Origin of the sequence: Eubacterium sp. SB2 (assembly GCF_001244405.1) — a bacterium.
GTDB lineage: Bacteria > Bacillota > Clostridia > Lachnospirales > Lachnospiraceae > Faecalicatena > Faecalicatena contortus_B.
The window spans coordinates 562491-579812 of record NZ_LN865152.1 but is presented as its reverse complement, the minus strand read 5'-3'; the positions used below and the strand labels follow the sequence as shown (position 1 = coordinate 579812).

Annotated in this window: 16 protein-coding genes; 13 read left to right on the top strand and 3 right to left on the bottom strand. The window is 47.3% G+C overall.

Features of this window, described 5'->3' with window-relative positions:
* Positions 1-53: 53 nt before the first annotated feature.
* The 3 genes from BN1938_RS10115 to BN1938_RS10110 all read left to right on the top strand — a co-directional run bounded on the left by BN1938_RS10115 (position 54) and on the right by BN1938_RS10110 (position 1743).
* Entirely contained in the window at positions 54-485 is a 432-nt protein-coding gene (locus tag BN1938_RS10115) for a hypothetical protein (RefSeq protein ID WP_050640466.1), read from the top strand.
* A gap of 198 nt (positions 486-683) precedes the next feature.
* Complete coding sequence (locus BN1938_RS23685; RefSeq protein ID WP_173020059.1) at positions 684-857, top strand: hypothetical protein; 174 nt, start codon at positions 684-686, stop codon at positions 855-857.
* Positions 823-1743, top strand: a complete 921-nt coding sequence (locus BN1938_RS10110; protein WP_050640465.1) for an aldo/keto reductase — start codon at positions 823-825, stop codon at positions 1741-1743. Before BN1938_RS23685 ends, BN1938_RS10110 begins: the two co-directional genes overlap by 35 nt.
* A 125-nt stretch (positions 1744-1868) precedes the next feature.
* Here the strand turns inward: BN1938_RS10110 and carB are convergent, their stop codons facing one another.
* Entirely contained in the window at positions 1869-5087 is a 3219-nt protein-coding gene (carB, locus tag BN1938_RS10105; RefSeq protein WP_050640464.1) for a carbamoyl-phosphate synthase large subunit, read from the bottom strand.
* A gap of 180 nt (positions 5088-5267) precedes the next feature.
* On the opposite strand from carB, the gene BN1938_RS10100 reads away from it, so the two are divergent.
* Positions 5268-5453 (top strand): hypothetical protein, encoded by a 186-nt coding sequence (locus tag BN1938_RS10100; RefSeq protein WP_050640463.1) that lies wholly within the window; start codon positions 5268-5270, stop codon positions 5451-5453.
* A gap of 135 nt (positions 5454-5588) precedes the next feature.
* A complete protein-coding gene (locus BN1938_RS10095) occupies positions 5589-6353 on the top strand; it encodes a MerR family transcriptional regulator (protein ID WP_050640462.1) in 765 nt (254 codons plus the stop codon).
* Between the two features lie 134 nt (positions 6354-6487).
* Here the strand turns inward: BN1938_RS10095 and BN1938_RS10090 are convergent, their stop codons facing one another.
* A complete protein-coding gene (locus BN1938_RS10090; RefSeq protein WP_187376300.1) occupies positions 6488-7630 on the bottom strand; it encodes an ROK family transcriptional regulator in 1143 nt (380 codons plus the stop codon).
* 272 nt (positions 7631-7902) lie between these two features.
* Here BN1938_RS10090 and dctP point away from each other — a divergent pair, with 272 nt between their 5' ends.
* From dctP to BN1938_RS10065, 5 genes are all read left to right on the top strand, one after another.
* Complete coding sequence (gene dctP, locus BN1938_RS10085; RefSeq protein WP_050640460.1) at positions 7903-8970, top strand: TRAP transporter substrate-binding protein DctP; 1068 nt, start codon at positions 7903-7905, stop codon at positions 8968-8970.
* 182 nt (positions 8971-9152) lie between these two features.
* Positions 9153-9686 (top strand): TRAP transporter small permease, encoded by a 534-nt coding sequence (locus tag BN1938_RS10080; RefSeq protein WP_050640459.1) that lies wholly within the window; start codon positions 9153-9155, stop codon positions 9684-9686.
* Positions 9687-9701: 15 nt separating this feature from the next.
* On the top strand, positions 9702-10988 hold the full coding sequence (locus tag BN1938_RS10075) for a TRAP transporter large permease (protein ID WP_050640458.1): 1287 nt from the start codon (positions 9702-9704) through the stop codon (positions 10986-10988).
* A gap of 10 nt (positions 10989-10998) precedes the next feature.
* Positions 10999-12195: an FAD-dependent oxidoreductase gene (locus BN1938_RS10070; RefSeq protein ID WP_050640457.1), complete on the top strand. Its 1197-nt coding sequence runs from the start codon at positions 10999-11001 to the stop codon at positions 12193-12195.
* Positions 12196-12256: 61 nt separating this feature from the next.
* Entirely contained in the window at positions 12257-13279 is a 1023-nt protein-coding gene (locus BN1938_RS10065; RefSeq protein ID WP_050640456.1) for a zinc-dependent alcohol dehydrogenase family protein, read from the top strand.
* A gap of 84 nt (positions 13280-13363) precedes the next feature.
* Here the strand turns inward: BN1938_RS10065 and BN1938_RS10060 are convergent, their stop codons facing one another.
* Positions 13364-14065, bottom strand: coding sequence for an ATP-binding protein (locus BN1938_RS10060; RefSeq protein WP_050640455.1), 702 nt, complete (start codon positions 14063-14065; stop codon positions 13364-13366).
* A gap of 132 nt (positions 14066-14197) precedes the next feature.
* On the opposite strand from BN1938_RS10060, the gene BN1938_RS10055 reads away from it, so the two are divergent.
* From BN1938_RS10055 to BN1938_RS10045, 3 genes are all read left to right on the top strand, one after another.
* Positions 14198-14860: a Crp/Fnr family transcriptional regulator gene (locus BN1938_RS10055; protein ID WP_050640454.1), complete on the top strand. Its 663-nt coding sequence runs from the start codon at positions 14198-14200 to the stop codon at positions 14858-14860.
* A 102-nt stretch (positions 14861-14962) separates the two neighbouring features.
* Positions 14963-15754 (top strand): tyrosine-protein phosphatase, encoded by a 792-nt coding sequence (locus BN1938_RS10050; protein WP_050640453.1) that lies wholly within the window; start codon positions 14963-14965, stop codon positions 15752-15754.
* Positions 15755-15881: 127 nt separating this feature from the next.
* Positions 15882-17291: an amidophosphoribosyltransferase gene (locus BN1938_RS10045; protein WP_050640452.1), complete on the top strand. Its 1410-nt coding sequence runs from the start codon at positions 15882-15884 to the stop codon at positions 17289-17291.
* Positions 17292-17322 lie beyond the last annotated feature (31 nt).

The following is a 17322-nucleotide window of genomic DNA, read 5'->3' as shown; positions in this document are numbered from 1 at the left end:
TATTTAAAAAAATCCACCACACTAAACAATAAAAATGAAAGAAGGCGGAAAGTGTGGAAGAGCAGACAATCAAACTATTAGAGGAATGCAGCAAGGGCTGCAAGATGGGAACGGACAGTATTGAACAGGTCAAGGATTACATCACAGATGAAGACTTGTGGAATGTAATCGAGAAATACGACGGTAAATACAAGGAGCTGGATAAAGAGATTGCCGGACTTCTTAAGGAAGAGGGCAGGCCGGATCAGGAACCGGGGAAAATGGCATCTGTATTTTCATGGATTACCACGGAAATGAAATTGATGATAAAGGATGACAGCCGGCAGATTGCAAAACTAATGATGGATGGCTGTAATATGGGAATCCAGTCCATCAGTGAAGCAGTCAACGAAAACCCGGAGGCATCAGGGGAGAGTAAATCCGCGGCCAAAAAACTGGTGAAAGAGCTGGAAGACTTCATGAAGGAGCTCAAGCCATTCTTATAAAATAGGGACTTGGCGGTGAACTTTAATTTTCGGCGCAGATGGAGGCGCTCCAGGAAGAATCAGCCGGAGAGGCAGCGGCATATACAGCTCCAGTGCTGCCACGGCATACTTGTCGTTAAGCGTCCCCATCCGCGCCAACACAAAAGCTCATCGGATTTGTCCCAAAGTCCTTGACGAAGTTCTTTTTAAGAGCATATAATGATAGAAACTGAACCCGACATGCCGCGTCCAAAGGCGGAATTCGTTGGGTCTTTTGTTTATCTCCAGGTGCGGTTTATTGGAGCGTGTCTGGAAAAAACACACTGGGGTTATCAAAATGTGCGGGAGGATACAAGAGATGAAAAGAATGACATTGGGAACCAGCAGCCTTGAAGTTCCGGTAATCGCTGCGGGGTGCATGAGAATTAACAGCCTGGATCAGGAAGGCCTTGAGGAGTATATTAATAAATGCATGGAACTGGGGATGAATTTTTTTGATCACGCAGATATCTACGGAAACGGTAAATGCGAGGTTCTTTTTGCCGAGGCATTTGAGAGAACGGAATTCAGGCGTGAGGATATCATACTGCAGTCCAAATGCGGGATTATTCCCGGAGTTATGTATGATTTTTCCAAGGAGCATATTATAAAATCCGTAGAAAACAGTTTGAAAAGGCTGAATACGGATTATCTGGATATTCTGCTGCTTCACCGCCCGGATGCCCTTATGGAGCCGGAAGAGGTTGCAGAGGCCTTTGACCTGCTCAATGCATCCGGTAAAGTAAGAAATTTTGGAGTATCGAACCATAAACCGATGCAGATCGAACTATTGAAAAAGTATGTGAAGCAGGACATTGTAACAGACCAGTTACAGTTCAGTGTTCCCTTCTCAAATATGATCGCTAATGGAATGGAAGTCAATATGCTGACGGATGGAGCGATAGACCGTGACGGAAGTATCCTGGATTACTGCCGTCTAAAAGACATGACAATTCAGGCATGGTCTCCGTTTCAGTACGGATTCTTTGAGGGTGTGTTCATAGGTGACGATAAGTATCCCGAATTGAACCAGCTGCTGGAAGAGCTGGCAGAGCGCTATGATGTCACTCCGACAACCATAGCAACATCCTGGATCTTAAGGCATCCGGCCCATATCCAAATGATTGCGGGTACAACGAACCTGACACGCCTCGTGGAGATTGCGCTGGGAAGCGAAATTATCCTGACGCGTGAAGAGTGGTATGAGCTTTATCTGAATGCGGGGCATATACTGCCTTGATGGGAGGTACTTGGAATCGTCAGATGAAACAAGGTATATAAGAAAAAGACAGAAAATGCAGCCGCATTTTCTGTCTTTTTGCTTGATATTATTCATCGGCACAAAATTCCGTCCGCCTGATACCTTTAAGAGATCTCTCCATGGAGTTCCTGCAGTGATTTTACATCTCCGCGGCCGTGCTCTTTTATGTATTTGATTCCCTTTGCTGTTGTGCGTGCCGCCGCCATGGTAGTCATATAAGGAATCTTAGCTTTGATTGCGGCCTTTCTGAGGTAGCTGTCGTCATGGACGCTGTCTTTTCCCACCGGGGTATTGACAATCAAGTCGATTTTTCCATTGGTTATCAAATCCAGGACGTTTGGCCTGCCTTCGTACATTTTCTTTACCTTCTCCGCCTCGATCCCGTTTTCACGGATGAGGTCATAGGTGGTTCCCGTAGCAATGATTTTGAAGCCGTCCTCTGCGAAGCTTTTTGCGATTTCTACGACTTCAGGCTTGTCTTTTCTGCTGACGGAGATCAACACGGTTCCCTCCAGCGGCAGCCTGGTCTGGGTTGCCTCCTGGGCTTTATAGAATGCCTCTCCGTAGGATGAGGAAAGTCCGAGAACTTCGCCCGTGGAACGCATTTCCGGCCCGAGTACCGGGTCCACTTCCGGGAACATGTTGAACGGGAATACAGCTTCTTTGACGCCGTAATTCGGAATGTTCTGCTCCCTGAGTCCGGCTACCGGCGACGGCCTGCCTGTAATCTCGGAAGTAATGATGTCAGTAGCCAGAGGTACCATGCGGATATTGCATACCTTAGATACGAGCGGTACGGTTCTGGATGCGCGCGGATTTGCTTCCAGGACGTAAACTTTACCGTTTTCGATTGCATACTGCATGTTCATAAGACCCTTGACATGCATTTCTTCGGCAATCTTTCTTGTATATTCTTTAATTGTTTTTACATTTTCATCTGAAATATGTACGGACGGGATGATGCATGCTGAGTCACCGGAATGCACGCCGGCAAGTTCGATATGCTCCATAACCGCAGGTACAAATGCGTGAGTGCCGTCACTGATTGCGTCCGCTTCGCATTCCAGCGCATGGTTCAGGAAACGGTCGATCAGGATCGGTCGGTCCGGAGTAACTCCAACGGCCGCCGCCATATAATTTGCCATGCTTTCATCGTCATACACGACTTCCATGCCCCGTCCGCCCAATACGTAAGAAGGACGCACCATAACCGGATATCCGATACTCTGTGCAATGGAAATTGCTTCTTCTACATTGACGGCCATTCCGGATTCCGGCATCGGGATTTCCAGTTTTTCCATCATTGCACGGAACAGGTCGCGGTCCTCTGCAAGATCGATCACGGACGGAGCGGTTCCGAGGATTTTTACGCCGTTCTTTTCCAGGTCTGCTGCCAGGTTCAGAGGGGTCTGCCCCCCAAACTGAGCAATTACGCCCAGCGGTTTTTCCTTTTTGTAAATGCTTAAGACATCTTCCAGCGTCAGCGGCTCAAAATACAGCTTATCGGAAGTGTCATAATCAGTGGAAACAGTCTCTGGATTACAGTTTACGATAATGGTCTCGAATCCCAGTTTTTTCAGCGCCAGTGAGGCGTGTACGCAGCAGTAGTCGAACTCAATTCCCTGTCCGATTCTGTTCGGGCCGCCGCCGAGGATCATAATCTTTGGCTTTTCGGTGCTGACGGGATTTTTATCCTCAGCGTTGTAGGTGGAATAGTAGTAGGCGCTGTCTTCGGTGCCGCTTACGTGCACGCCTTCCCAGGCCTCTTCTATGCCGATCTCAATCCGGCGGTTCCGGATATCAGCCTCCGGGATCTCCAGGATCTGGCTCAGATACTTATCAGAGAAACCGTCCTTCTTGGCTGCGGTAAGCTTTTCATCGGAGGGAAGTTTTCCTTTTTCCTGATGAAGCGCTTCTTCCTCCTCCACCAGTTCTTTCATCTGTTCGATGAAATATGTCTTTACCTTGGTTATTTCGTGAATTTCTTCTATGGATGCACCCTTGCGCAGAGCTTCATACATGATAAAATGCCGTTCGCTGGACGGAGTAATCAGAAGCTGCAGCAATTCTTCTTTTGTCTTCTGGTCAAGATCCTTCGCATGGCCCAGTCCGTAACGGCCGGTTTCAAGGCTTCGGATGGCTTTCTGGAACGCTTCTTTATAAGTTTTGCCGATGCTCATGACTTCGCCAACGGCGCGCATCTGCGTTCCGAGCTTGTCCTCCACGCCTTTGAACTTTTCAAATGCCCAGCGGGCGAATTTGATGACAACATAATCTCCGTCCGGAACGTATTTGTCCAGGGTACCATATTTGCCGCAGGGAATGTCTTTCAAAGTCAGCCCTGTTGCCAGCATCGCGGATACAAGCGCAATCGGGAAACCGGTTGCCTTTGATGCAAGCGCTGAGGAACGGGATGTCCTCGGGTTGATCTCGATGACAATGATTCTGTCACTGACGGGATCGTGCGCAAACTGTACATTCGTACCGCCGATAACCTGTACGGACTCTACAATCTTGTAGGCCTGTTCCTGGAGACGCTTCTGGCACTCCTCAGAGATCGTGAGCATAGGTGCGGAACAGAAGGAATCTCCGGTATGCACGCCAAGAGGATCGATATTTTCGATAAAGCAGACGGTAATCATGTTATTTTCTTTGTCACGGACAACTTCCAGCTCCAGTTCCTCCCAGCCCAGGATGGATTCTTCTACAAGAACCTGTCCCACAAGGCTTGCCTGAAGGCCGCGGGCACATACGGTCTTTAATTCATCTTTGTTGTATACAAGACCGCCGCCGGCTCCGCCCATCGTGTAAGCAGGGCGAAGTACAACCGGGTAACCAAGTTCATCTGCAATACTGAGGGCCTGTTCAACAGAATAAGCAACTTCGCTGCGCGCCATCTCAATGCCAAGTTCATTCATTGCTTTCTTGAATTCGATCCGGTCCTCACCGCGTTCGATTGCATCGACCTGAACACCGATCACCTCAACATGGTATTTATCCAGAATCCCTTTTGCAGCAAGCTCCGAACATAAATTCAGTCCAGACTGGCCGCCAAGATTGGGAAGCAGCGCGTCGGGACGTTCCTTTGCGATAATCTGTTCAAGTCTATCCACGTTCAGTGGTTCAATGTAAGTGACGTCCGCTGTTTCAGGATCGGTCATAATAGTTGCCGGGTTGGAGTTGACCAATACAATTTCATATCCTAACTTTCTCAACGCCTTACAAGCCTGAGTACCGGAATAATCAAACTCGCAAGCCTGGCCGATGATGATTGGACCGGACCCAATAATCAGTACTTTGTGAATGTCTGTTCTCTGTGACATACCTTGCCCTCCTGTGTATTTTAAAATAATTTTATTTAATAGGCTTAACCTGTCAAAGTACATTATAGTAGAGAAGGGGGGAAGAAGTAAAGCAATTTATTAATAAGATGAGGGGGATATCCAAAAAAAATTGGAGATTTGTTGGCGGACTATCGTTTTGCGGGCGGGTGGGGGCGCGAAATGAAGGGTGAGCTTATTGAATCGTTTGGTGGTACGGTAGCCCCGGTAGATGCATATGGGCTGTGGTTTCGGGGACTTTGCGGTTTTTCGGCGTTTTATTCGTCTACAGGGCTGAAGCCTGTTGACGAATCTTTGGAGGAGATGACGGACGGGGGTGTAAAGTGTGGATGTTTTAGGGGATGTTAGAACGGGGTATGAAGAAGTTTAAGGGGCTGTTATAATGGATATGGCAGAAGTATTAATAAAATAAAAAATTAAATTTCTATTGACTTTGACGCAGCGTCAACTGCTATATTCAAGTTACGGCAGGAGGAAACGAATATGGAATATAGTATTAGAGAATTATCGGAAATCGCGGGTATCAGTGCACGTACTCTGCGCTACTATGACAAGATCGGCTTACTCAAACCTTCTTGTGTAAGGGAATCGGGCTACCGCTATTATGGTGAGACGGAGCTGGAGCTGTTGCAGCAGATTCTGTTTTACAAAGAGCGGGGGCTGAAGCTGGAGCAGATTGCGGCGATCATTCAAAGTGACGACTTTGATGTTATGGCCGCACTCCATGAACATCTAGAGGAGCTGGAACTGCAGCAGGCCAGGTTGGATAATATGATAACTGCCGTTAAAAAGACAATTGCGTCAATGAAAGGAGAAATTATAATGAGCAACGCAGAAAAATTCGAATCATTCAAAACGGAAATGATAAAGAGCAATGAGGAAAAATACGGAGAAGAGATCCGCAGTAAGTACGGGGAGAATGCGGTGGAAGAATCTAACAAGAGGATGCTGAATATGACAGAAGAAGAGTATAGCCGTATGACAAGTCTGGAGAAGGAAATCCGCGAGGAGTTAAATGCAGCTGTGAAAGCCGGAGAAAGCCCGGAAGGCGAAAAAGCCCGGCACATCGTGCGCCTTCATAAGGAATGGCTGGGGATGAACTGGAAGCAGTATACCCCGCAGGCGCATATCGGGATAACCGAAATGTATGTGGCGGACCCGCGGTTTACAGAATATTATGATAAAGATATAGCTGGCTGCGCAGAATTCCTCAAGAAGGCGGTTCTTTGCTGGGTTGGGCGGGGGTAGAGGAGGGGTACCTGCCTGAGATGGCGGATACGCCTTGCGGACATGCGAATCCTTAAGAGTGTCTGCAAGGTGTATCTTGGAGAGTGTCTTGCGGAGGCCATTGGAATATGCGCAGAACCTCTTGTCTGGAGTAGCTACTGCCAGTTTAATTGATCAAAAAAACGTTCAATTAAAGATATGGCCGCTCCCAGGGAAGCCGACTTGCTTCCGTATTGGCTGAGTTTAAGAGTGAAGTGTGGTGAATCAAAAGCGCATTGTTCTTTTACGTATCTGGTCAGCAGGGCAATGTCATTAGCATTCATGTATTGAAGCAGAAAGCCGCCCAGAATGAAATCACAGTCAACAATCATTCTGATATTGTCTATGGTCAGTGCAAGCTTGTGGAGATAATTGCGCCAGATTTTACAGCACCGGGGATCTCCCCCATGCACTCGAGAAAAAAATAGAGGAAACTCCATTTGCATGGCATTCTTCAGACTGTCTGCGGAACAGTACGTTTCAACGCAGCCTTGTTTGCCGCAATAGCAGAGCGGTCCGTTCGGATCAAGACACAAATGCTCAATAATGCCATTGCCCAGATCACGGCCGGTAAAAGTATGTTCCTTCATGATCAAGATGCCGCCGAAATTTCGGTTCAAAGAAAGATAGACAGCATTTTCAAGATCAGAGCGCTGCCAGGATTCTGAAAGTGCGGCGGCTTCTGTATCATGAATCAATCGGCACGGCAGTTCCAGATATTGCTGATAGGTACTGCGGCTTACACCGGTACAGTTTAAAATTTCTGAAAAGGTGATGGTTTCCCCATCGGAAGAGACAAGTCCCTGAACCGTGATGCAGATGCCAAGGTTTTGTGCCTGAGGGTAATTCAGGCTGTGAGTGAACTGATTTATCATATCACCCAGACGGCGATAATATGCATCACAGTTTTTAAATTCAATTTGCCAAAAAGCTTCTTTCAAGATAGTACCGTACAGGTCGACAGCTACGATTTGCACACCTTCTTTTAACACTTCTACGCCGATAGCAATACGTGCCAAATGATTAAAACCGAAAATCTGAGCCTTTCTGCCCCCGGTAGATTCATATTCACCCAAAACCCTGGCGAAATCCTGTTCCATAAAGATATTCAGACTCTGTGCGACGGTGGGAATACTTAAGCCCAAAGCCTGTGCAATCTCTTGTTTTGAAGATTTTTTTACCTGATATAAATAGGTATATACTTTCTGACGGTTAATAATCTTTAGTTCTTTGGGCGTAAGCTTTTCTGATTCTCTCATAGACTCTGTGTATTTCATATTCGATTTAACCTCATACTTTTTAAAATTGGATTTTATTTGTTAATATTATAACATTGGAAAAAACGCCTGTAAAATGACATAATGCACAAAAAATAATACATATATTTGTATAAGAAAGACAAAATCACAACAGTTAATGCAAATACTTTTTAAAACTATTTACATTTATTAAAGCCTAAAATATAATAAAGACAGGTCAAACGATCGAAAAGAAAAAGGAAGAAAAGAAAAAAGAAAGGAAGGAAAAAATTATGAAAAAAGTACTTGCAGTTTTATTGGCTCTGTGCCTGGTATTCTCTGTTTGTGCCTGTGGTAACACAAAGAAAGATACATCAAAAGCTCCGGCTGCGGAAGGCTCTGAAACAGAGAATGGTGCTGTATATACGGCAGAGAATCCGCTGGTTCTCAGGTTCACTTGGGCTGGTACAAATGATGATGTCCGAGGAGAGGCGTTTCAGATGATGGCGGATGCTGTAATTGAAAGATCCAAAGGCGCGATTAAATGTGAATTCTATCCTGGAAATGAGCTTGGTGATGCAGCGGATACCGTCGAGATGATTTCCACAGGAGCCAATATCTTGCAGACGGTTTCCGCAGACTTTACATGTGATTACGGATGTCCGGATATGATGCTATGCAATATTTTCTATACGTTTGATTCTGTTGAAAAAACATTGGAATTTAGCGATTCTGATATTTTTCGCAGTATGTGTGATAAGGTTGCAGAAGGTGGTATTAAGGTACTTAATCTGGCGTGGATTGAGGCGCCCCGTCAGTTGATGACGACAGAGCCGGTAGAATCAGTAGAAGATTTGAAGGGACTGAAGGTTCGTGTGCCTGGTTTCGTATACACTGATTTTTGGAATGCCTGCGGTGCAGTGGGAACCTCTGTCGGACTGGCTGACGCTTATTCCGCACTGTCTACCGGTATTCTGGATGCTACGGAGACCAATCTTGAATCTCTGTACAGCTACAGTATGCAGGAAGTCTGCCCTTATACGACACTGACCGCTCATACTACTGCCCCGGGATGCTTCCTGATGAGTCAGCAGATATGGGAAGATTTAACGGACGAGCAGCAGGCGATTTTGGAAGAAGAATCCTATAACGCAGGTGTCTGGTTCTCTGAGAAGCAACTGGAGGGACAGGATATTGCCCGCGAAAAGCTGGAAGCGGCTGGTGTCACTTTTTATGAGCTGTCAGAGGAGGACATGGCAGCGCTGAAGAATATAGCGCTGGAGCAGGCGAAGAGTTACGTTGATACTTATGGCTTGACCGAGGGAATGTATGAACAGATTGTTGACTTCCTGGCTGATTGATATTTCTTACATCTATAAAAATAGCAACATGTCAATACACGAGTACATCGTAAAATACTCAGGAAAATAGGTGGAAATGGTTGACGGGTTATTATAACAGCCATTGGATGAAAAGACAGTATGTCATCTGATGGCTGTTATGCCCTTGGTATGGTATCTATACAAGTAAGGAGACGGACACTTTGAAGAAAGTATTGTTTATCATAAAAAATATTGAAGAAATTTTAGCCGGTGTCAGTCTGATCGTAATGGTACTTATTACGTTCTGTGATACGCTTGGCCGCTATTTTTTCTCTAAGCCCATTACCTGGGGCAGTGAGATGTCCTTGTTCTTTGCGGTTTGGGCAACATTTCTGGGGATGACTGCCGCATACAAACGCAATCAGCATTTAGGCATGGAATTTTTCAGCAACAAATTCAGCATAAAAAACAAGCTCAGACTGCAGCAGTTGATTACATTGGTGCTGGTGCTCCTGAGCGGTACATTGATGGTTGTAACATGGAAATTTGTGATGCAGACAAGTAAGCGCACTGCTATCATGCGTCTGCCGTATAAATATATCTATGCAGCCGCAGCGGTGGGTTTTACCTTTATGACCATTTATTCAGTTATCTATTTTTGTCAGGGCATATTTAAAAAAGATGCATTCAGAGAGCACTTTTATCCTGACGAGGAGGAGCCTGAAGATATTGGTTCGCTGCCTTTACAAGACTAAAAGGAGGGGCGCTCTATGAATCTTATTCCACTTATTATACTGGCAATATGCTTTGTTCTGGGAGTACCGATTGCGTTTTCCCTGATTCTGGCCGTGGCACCTTACTTTTTAATGCAATCAGGCGTGGGGCTGATTGGCATTGTACAGAAAATGGTTGCCAATGTGGAAAGCACGTCCCTCATGGCAATCCCGTTCTTTATCATGGCAGGCTCTATTATGAACTATTCAGGCGTTACGCAGCGGCTGATGAATTTGGCAAATCTGCTGGTTGGTCATCTGACGGGTGGCCTTGGACATGTCAATGTGCTGTTGTCTACACTGATGGGCGGATTGTCCGGTTCAGGAGCAGCAGATGCATCCATGGAATGTAAGCTCCTGGTGCCGGAAATGGAGCGTCACGGTTATTCCCGGGCCTTCAGTGGTGCTGTTACCGCAGCTTCCTGTGTGATTACGCCTATTATTCCTCCGGGAGTGGGCTTGATTGTATATTCTTTTATCTGCCAGGTATCGGCGGGCAAGATGCTCTGTGCTGGCTATATTCCGGGTATTTTACTGTGTACGGTTATGATGCTGGTAGTTTATCTGGTTTCTAAAAAAGCAGGATATAAGCCAAGTCGTGAACGCATGGGAACCAGAAAAGAAATCTTGCGTGCAGCTGTTGATGCCGTATGGGCATTGGTAATCCCATTTGTGTTGGTTTTGGGATTACGTTTTGGTGTTTGTACCGCTACGGAAGGCGGCGCCATTATTGCGGTTTATGCGCTGTTTGTGGGCATATTTGTTTATAAAGAGATCAAATGGGAGCATATTCCTAAAATTTTGATAGATGCAGTTCTGTCTACGGCTACGGTTATGTTGATAATGTGCGCATCTAATGCGTTTGCATTTTACCTTTCATGGGAAAGGATTCCTCAGGCTTTGAGTGGTGTTGTCATAGCACTTTCAGGTGGCAACAAATATGTATTCCTGCTGATGGTAAATCTTTTGTTTTTGTTTCTGGGCATGTTTTTAGATGGCACTGCGGCTATGATTATTCTGGGACCGCTGTTTGCGCCTATTGCAGCATTGCTGGGCATTGATCCGATCCATTTTGGTATTGTGATTGTTCTAAATATTACTTTAGGCGGTGTGACACCTCCGTTCGGCATGTATCTCTATCTGGTAGCAGGCACAATCAAGGAAAAAGTAGAGGCAATTGTCAGGGAATTGTGGCCGTTCTTGCTGGCCTCTGTTTTCACATTGCTTTTGATCACTTATGTACCGCAGTTAGTTACCTGGATTCCAAATCTAATCTACGGATGAGAGGTGTTGTATGGATAAAAATTGTATGATAGAAAGTGAAAAAAAAGTTCCTGTTCTCGGCAAATATGATGTGGTTGTCGTAGGTGGGGGCATTGCCGGTGTTTCAGCTGCACTTGCTGCCGCAAGAAATGGAAGCAAGGTGCTTCTGGCAGAGAAGATGTTTGGCCTTGGCGGACTGGCGACCCTGGGGTTGATTGTTGTCTATCTCCCCATTTGTGATGGCATGGGGAGACAGGTTTGTCATGGAATAGCAGAAGAATTACTTTATCTCTCCATTAAGCATGGCTGGGAGGATCGTTATCCCTGTGCATGGCTTGAAGAAGGGCGGGAAGAGGAACGGAAGAAACAGAGATTTGAAGTGCAGTATAATGGGCAGGTATTTGCTATTTTGATGGAGCAGCTGCTGCGGAAAGAAGGAGTAGAGATTCTTTATGGAACTGCGGTATGCGGCGCGGATTATGAGGATGGCACGATCAGGGGCATATTCATTGAGAATAAGTCTGGGCGCCTGTATATAAGTGGGGATTCTTTTGTAGATGCATCTGGTGATGCAGATTTGTGCGCATTGGTGGACGAAAAGGTCGGCCTGCACGAGGAAGGCAATCCTCTGGCGGCTTGGTATTATGAAACTATAGATGGAGAATATAAGCTTCGGGTATTTGGAGTGTCAGATCTTGTACGTTCCGGAGAGGAAGCGCCTGTCATTAGCAAAAAGAGGTATCTTGGGCTGGATGGCAGAGAGTTGTCTGAAATGGTATGTGCGTCACACAACAAGATATTGGAGGATTATCTTAAAAAAGGTTCTGTGTCGAGAAGACATGCGCTGTCAACCCTGGCATCAATTCCTATGATTCGGATGACACGGGGCCTGAAAGGTGTGTACGAACTGTCAGAAGAGGATGTGTTTCGGCGTTTTCCCGACAGCGTGGGCCTGATATCTGATTGGCGTAGGCGAGGGCCGGTCTATGAGATTCCATTTTCATCTCTGCATGGCAGCAAATGCAGGAATCTGGCGGCAGCAGGCAGATGTGTCTCTGCCAAAGGGGATATGTGGGACATTATGCGGGTGATTCCGCCATGTGCAGTGACAGGAGAGGCTGCCGGACTGGCAGCGAGCATCAGCACGGATTTCCGGCATATTGATATGGATTTGCTGCAGCATAAACTTAGAAACAATCAGGTGAAATTACATATTGATGAGATTTGACATCAGGCCGTAACAGTTCAGGCCGCAGCGTACAAAAAAGAAGTAATTGAGAGGGAAGACGATGAAGGGAAGTTATTTTTTGGGCAATAAGATATTTAAAACACAGATGATTCCAAAGCGTGAGCTGGGGGCTGACGAGGTGTTAGTAAAAGTGGCGGCCTGTGGGGTCTGTGGCACAGATGTGCATATCTATCATGGTAGCAAAGGCTCGGCAGAGGTGAACCCCCCCATCATTTTAGGGCATGAATTTGCAGGTGTCGTCGTGGAAGTGGGCTCTCAGGCTGACCAGCTGACTGTTGGTGACCATGTCACCATTGATCCGAATATTTACTGCGGGAAATGTCATTTTTGCCGGGTTGGAAAGAAGCAGTTGTGTGAAAATCTAAAGGCAATCGGCGTTACGGTGAATGGTGGTTTTGCAGAGTATTGTTACGTTCCGCAGAGCCAGTGTTTTAAGTTGAAACCGCAGGTTCTTCTGCGCCATGGCGCGATGGCAGAACCGCTGGCTTGCTGCCTGCACGGTATAGATCGTGCAGGTATCAGGGCTGGAGATACTGTTTGTGTAATCGGCGGAGGCGCAATTGGTCTTTTGATGGTTCAACTCACAAAACTAGCCGGTGCATCTCGGGTTATTCTCAGCGAGCCGGTAGAATATCGGAGAAAAACCGGCATGCAAATCGGTGCGGATGGAATCATAGATCCTTTTCATGAAGAACCGGCAAAACGGATGGCAGAATTGCTGGGAACGCAAGGTGCAGATGTTGTGATAGAATGTGTAGGAAATGAGGCGGCTATAACGCAGGCATTTCACGTGGCGAAGCCTGGCGCCGCAGTACTTTTGTTCGGTGTGCCGAAAGCAGGAACATACTACCGGCTCAGTCTGGAAGATATTTATCAGAAAGAGCTGCGGATAGAGGGATCCAAAATCAATCCGGATACCCACGAAAGGGCTGTAGAACTGATCAATAGTAATAGAATCTGCTTTGATCCGATTATTACGCACAGCTATCCGGTGGACAGTGTTGAGAAAGCTATTCTGAGGCAGATGTCAGATGATTCCATTAAAGTGATTGTTGAATCATAAAAATTCTTACCTGGAGAAGGGGGCTGTAAAGTTACTGGAAATGTCCGGTTCACGTTACGCCTCTTCAGCCCCCCATCTCGTTTCTTATAGAATCTCCCCCTGGGTTGATAGTGTTATGATCCGGCAGGGGATTTTTTTCCCACTGTTTTGGACTGCATTTACTACGGCCTGTTCTATTCCGCCGCAGCAAGGGACTTCCATGCGGACGACGGTGACGTTTTTAATGGTATTCTGACGGATGATTTCGGTTAGTTTTTCCGTATAGTCTACGCTGTCTAGTTTGGGGCAGCCCATGAGGGTGATTTTGCCCTTCATGAAGTCCTGATGGAAGCCGGCATAGGCATACGCGGTGCAGTCGGCGGCGATGAGCAGCTCTGCATTTTTATAATAGGGCGCCTGGACCGGGACGAGTTTGATCTGTACCGGCCACTGGCGCAGCTGAGATTCTGTGGGGGACGGAGAAGGTGCGGAGGCCTTGGCAGCAGTGTGCGGCTTCAGCTCCCTTGCCTGGGTGCCCGGGCAGCCGCAGGGCAGGGGAGCTGTATTTTTGTGTTTCTGATGAGCCTTGACCGCCTCGGCATCGTATGCGGCGGCTTCCCGTTCCACGAAGCGGATCGCGTCTGCCGGACAGGCAGGAAGGCAGTCTCCCAGGCCGTCACAGTAATCGTCTCTCAGCAGACGGGCTTTCCCGTCCACCATGCCGATTGCCCCTTCGTGGCAGGCTTCTGCACATAATCCGCATCCGTTGCATTTTTCTTCATTTATTTCTATAATTCTCCTTATCATTTCAATTCCTCCTTTTGACTTGCCGGTATATAACTGTTCCGGGATTTGAATCCTTTTCTTGTATCTATAGTGGCATTATACTATAATTTAAATATAAAAAAAGTTGTTATTACAACGAAACGGAGAGAATTTATGGATTATCAATTTATCGTGGGGACGAAACTGTTTGAGGGGGTTACCGTGGAGGAGGCCGAAGCCATGCTTGGGTGCCTGGGGGCACAGGAGAAGACATACGCACGGGGGGAGGTCATTTACCATGCAGGGCAGCATATCGGACGGATGGGGCTGCTGCTGGAGGGCGGCGTTAATATTGTGAGGCCGGATATCTGGGGAAATGAAAATATTATTGGGCATATACTGCCTGGGGAAGTGTTTGCGGAGACCTACGCGTGCAGCCAGAGGGCTCCTATGATGGCGGACGTCATGACAACGGCGAAGACAACGGTGCTGTTTCTGGACGTGGGAAAGGTGGTCAAAAGCTGTGCGTCCTCCTGCAGCCATCATGCCAGGCTTGTCCGCAACTTGCTTATGATTATGGCGTCCAAGAATTTGAATCTGGCACAGAAGATCAATCATATTACGCCCAAATCCATTCGGGAAAGGCTGTTATCCTACCTTTCGTCTGAAGCGGTAAAGCAGGGGAAAAAAGAGATTGAAGTTCCATTTAACAGGCAGCAGATGGCGGATTACCTGGCTGTGGACCGCAGCGCCCTTTCGAATGAACTCTCCAAAATGCAGAGGGACGGTCTGCTTCACTATCATAAGAATCATTTTATCCTTTTGCAGGGGGAGTAAGGAAAAGTGGTGTGTAAGAATCTTGTGCGGGAGCGTGAAAAGGTCTATAATAAAATACGATGCGGTAAATGTGGCGGAAACAGGAGGCAGAGAAGGAATCATATGGATTTAAAATCAATAGGGCTTAACGGTGTTGGCAATGCGAGGCAGCTTGGCGGATACACCGGAGCCGATAACAGGAAAATCAAAATGAACACGCTGTTGAGGACGGGGAAGCTGGCAGAAGCCCTGCCGGAAGATCTGAAAAGGCTGCGGGACATATACGGCCTGACGGATGTGGTTGATTTCAGGACGACACCGGAGCGGGACAAGGCGCCGGATCCGGAGATAGACGGGGTGAAGAATTATCACGTACCGATTCTGGACGAGGAGAACGGAAGTATGGCCGCAGTTGCAGCGAGCGGCGTATTTACGCCGGAAGAGGCCATCAAATACTTACTGAGCGGCGCGATGGCAGATATGTATGTGGAGATTGCCACGACACCATTTTCCCAAAAAGGATATGCCCGGTTCTTTCGGATTCTTTTGGAAAATGAGCAGGGGGCGGTTCTTTGGCACTGTACAGCGGGCAAAGACAGAGCCGGATTCGGTTCCGTGCTGGTGCTGGCCGCACTGGGGGTGGAGCGCAGCGTCATTCTGGAAGATTATGAGATAACTAACCACTATTATAAGGAAAATATAAAAGCCATGGAGCAGTTTTTGAGAACAAAAGGTTTAGGGGACGAAGCGGTACAGGCCGCGCGCTCCACGGCGGGAGCAGAGGTGAAGCACCTGGTTAAGGCTCTGGATGTGATTGACAGGGAGTATGGCTCTATGGATGAATACCTGCGCAGCCGGATCCTGCTCAGCGATGCGGACAAGGAGAAGCTCAGAAAAAAATATTTGGAAAACTGATCATCACAGTCTTTACGCTGGGAATCAGTTTGTGTTAAACTGGATGCGGAAACAGGCTGTGAGGACATGCTTTTTGACGCTGCCTGTTATATGCAAAAGAAATTTTACTTTAGAAGGAGACAAAAACATGGGAGGCTTTTTTGGCGTAGCTTCAAAAACGGACTGTACGTTAGAGTTGTTTTATGGTGTGGATTATCATTCACATCTTGGGACAAGAAGAGGCGGGATGGCAACTTTTGGGAAAGACGGATTTCAGCGTGCGATTCATAACATAGAGAATTCACCGTTCCGCACCAAGTTTGAGAAAGATGTAGAGGAGCTCAAGGGATGCTTCGGAATCGGCTGCATATCGGACTACGAACCGCAGCCGCTGCTGATCCAGTCCCATCTGGGCAGCTTTGCAATCACGACGGTCGGAAAGATTAATAATATGCAGGAGCTTCTGTCAAAAGTATATGAAAATGGACATACACATTTTCAGGAGATGAGCGGCGGACAGATCAACGCAACGGAACTGATCGCATCCCTCATTTGCAAAAAGGATTCCATCGTGGAGGGAATCCGGTACGTCCAGCAGCTTGTGGATGGTTCCATGACGCTGCTGTTAATGACCACAGAGGGGCTGTATGCGGCGAGAGACAGATATGGACGCACGCCGCTTGTAGTCGGCAGAAAAGACGGCGCTTACTGTGTCTCCTTTGAGAATTTTGCGTACATCAATCTGGGTTATACGGATTATAAGGAGCTGGGGCCTGCTGAGATTGTATTTATCACACCGGAGAGCGTAGAGACAGTAAGCCCGCCGGGGGAGGAGATGAAGATGTGTTCCTTCCTGTGGGTGTATTACGGTTATCCGACTTCTTCCTACGAAGGGGTCAATGTCGAAGAGATGCGGTACAAGTGCGGAAGTATGCTTGCGAAGCGGGACGGGAACAGCGTATCACCGGACATCGTGGCAGGAGTGCCGGATTCCGGCATCGCGCATGCCATCGGCTATGCCAATGAATCCGGAATCCCCTACGCCAGGCCGTTTATTAAGTATACGCCAACCTGGCCGCGTTCCTTTATGCCGACGAACCAGAACCAGCGTGATCTGATCGCCAAGATGAAACTGATTCCGGTGCAGGCACTGATTGAGAATAAGAAGCTGCTGCTGATCGATGACTCTATCGTACGAGGAACCCAGCTTCATGAGACAACCGAATTCCTGTATCAGAGCGGAGCAAAAGAAGTGCATGTCCGTCCGGCATGCCCGCCGCTTCTGTTTGGCTGTAAATTTCTGAACTTTTCCCGCTCCAAGTCTGAGCTGGATCTAATCACGCGAAGGATTATCCAGGAAAGGGAAGAGGAAGTGACGGGGGAAGTGTTGGAAGAGTATGCCAATCCCTGCTGCAGCCGGTATCATGATATGGTAGAGGAAGTGCGCAGACGCCAGAATTTTACAACGCTGCGCTACCACAGGCTGGATGATCTGGTTGCATCGATTGGGCTGTCACCGTGCAAACTTTGTACGTACTGCTTTGACGGAAAAGAATAGAAAATTGCCGGGCAGGCAATGCCTTGGCAAA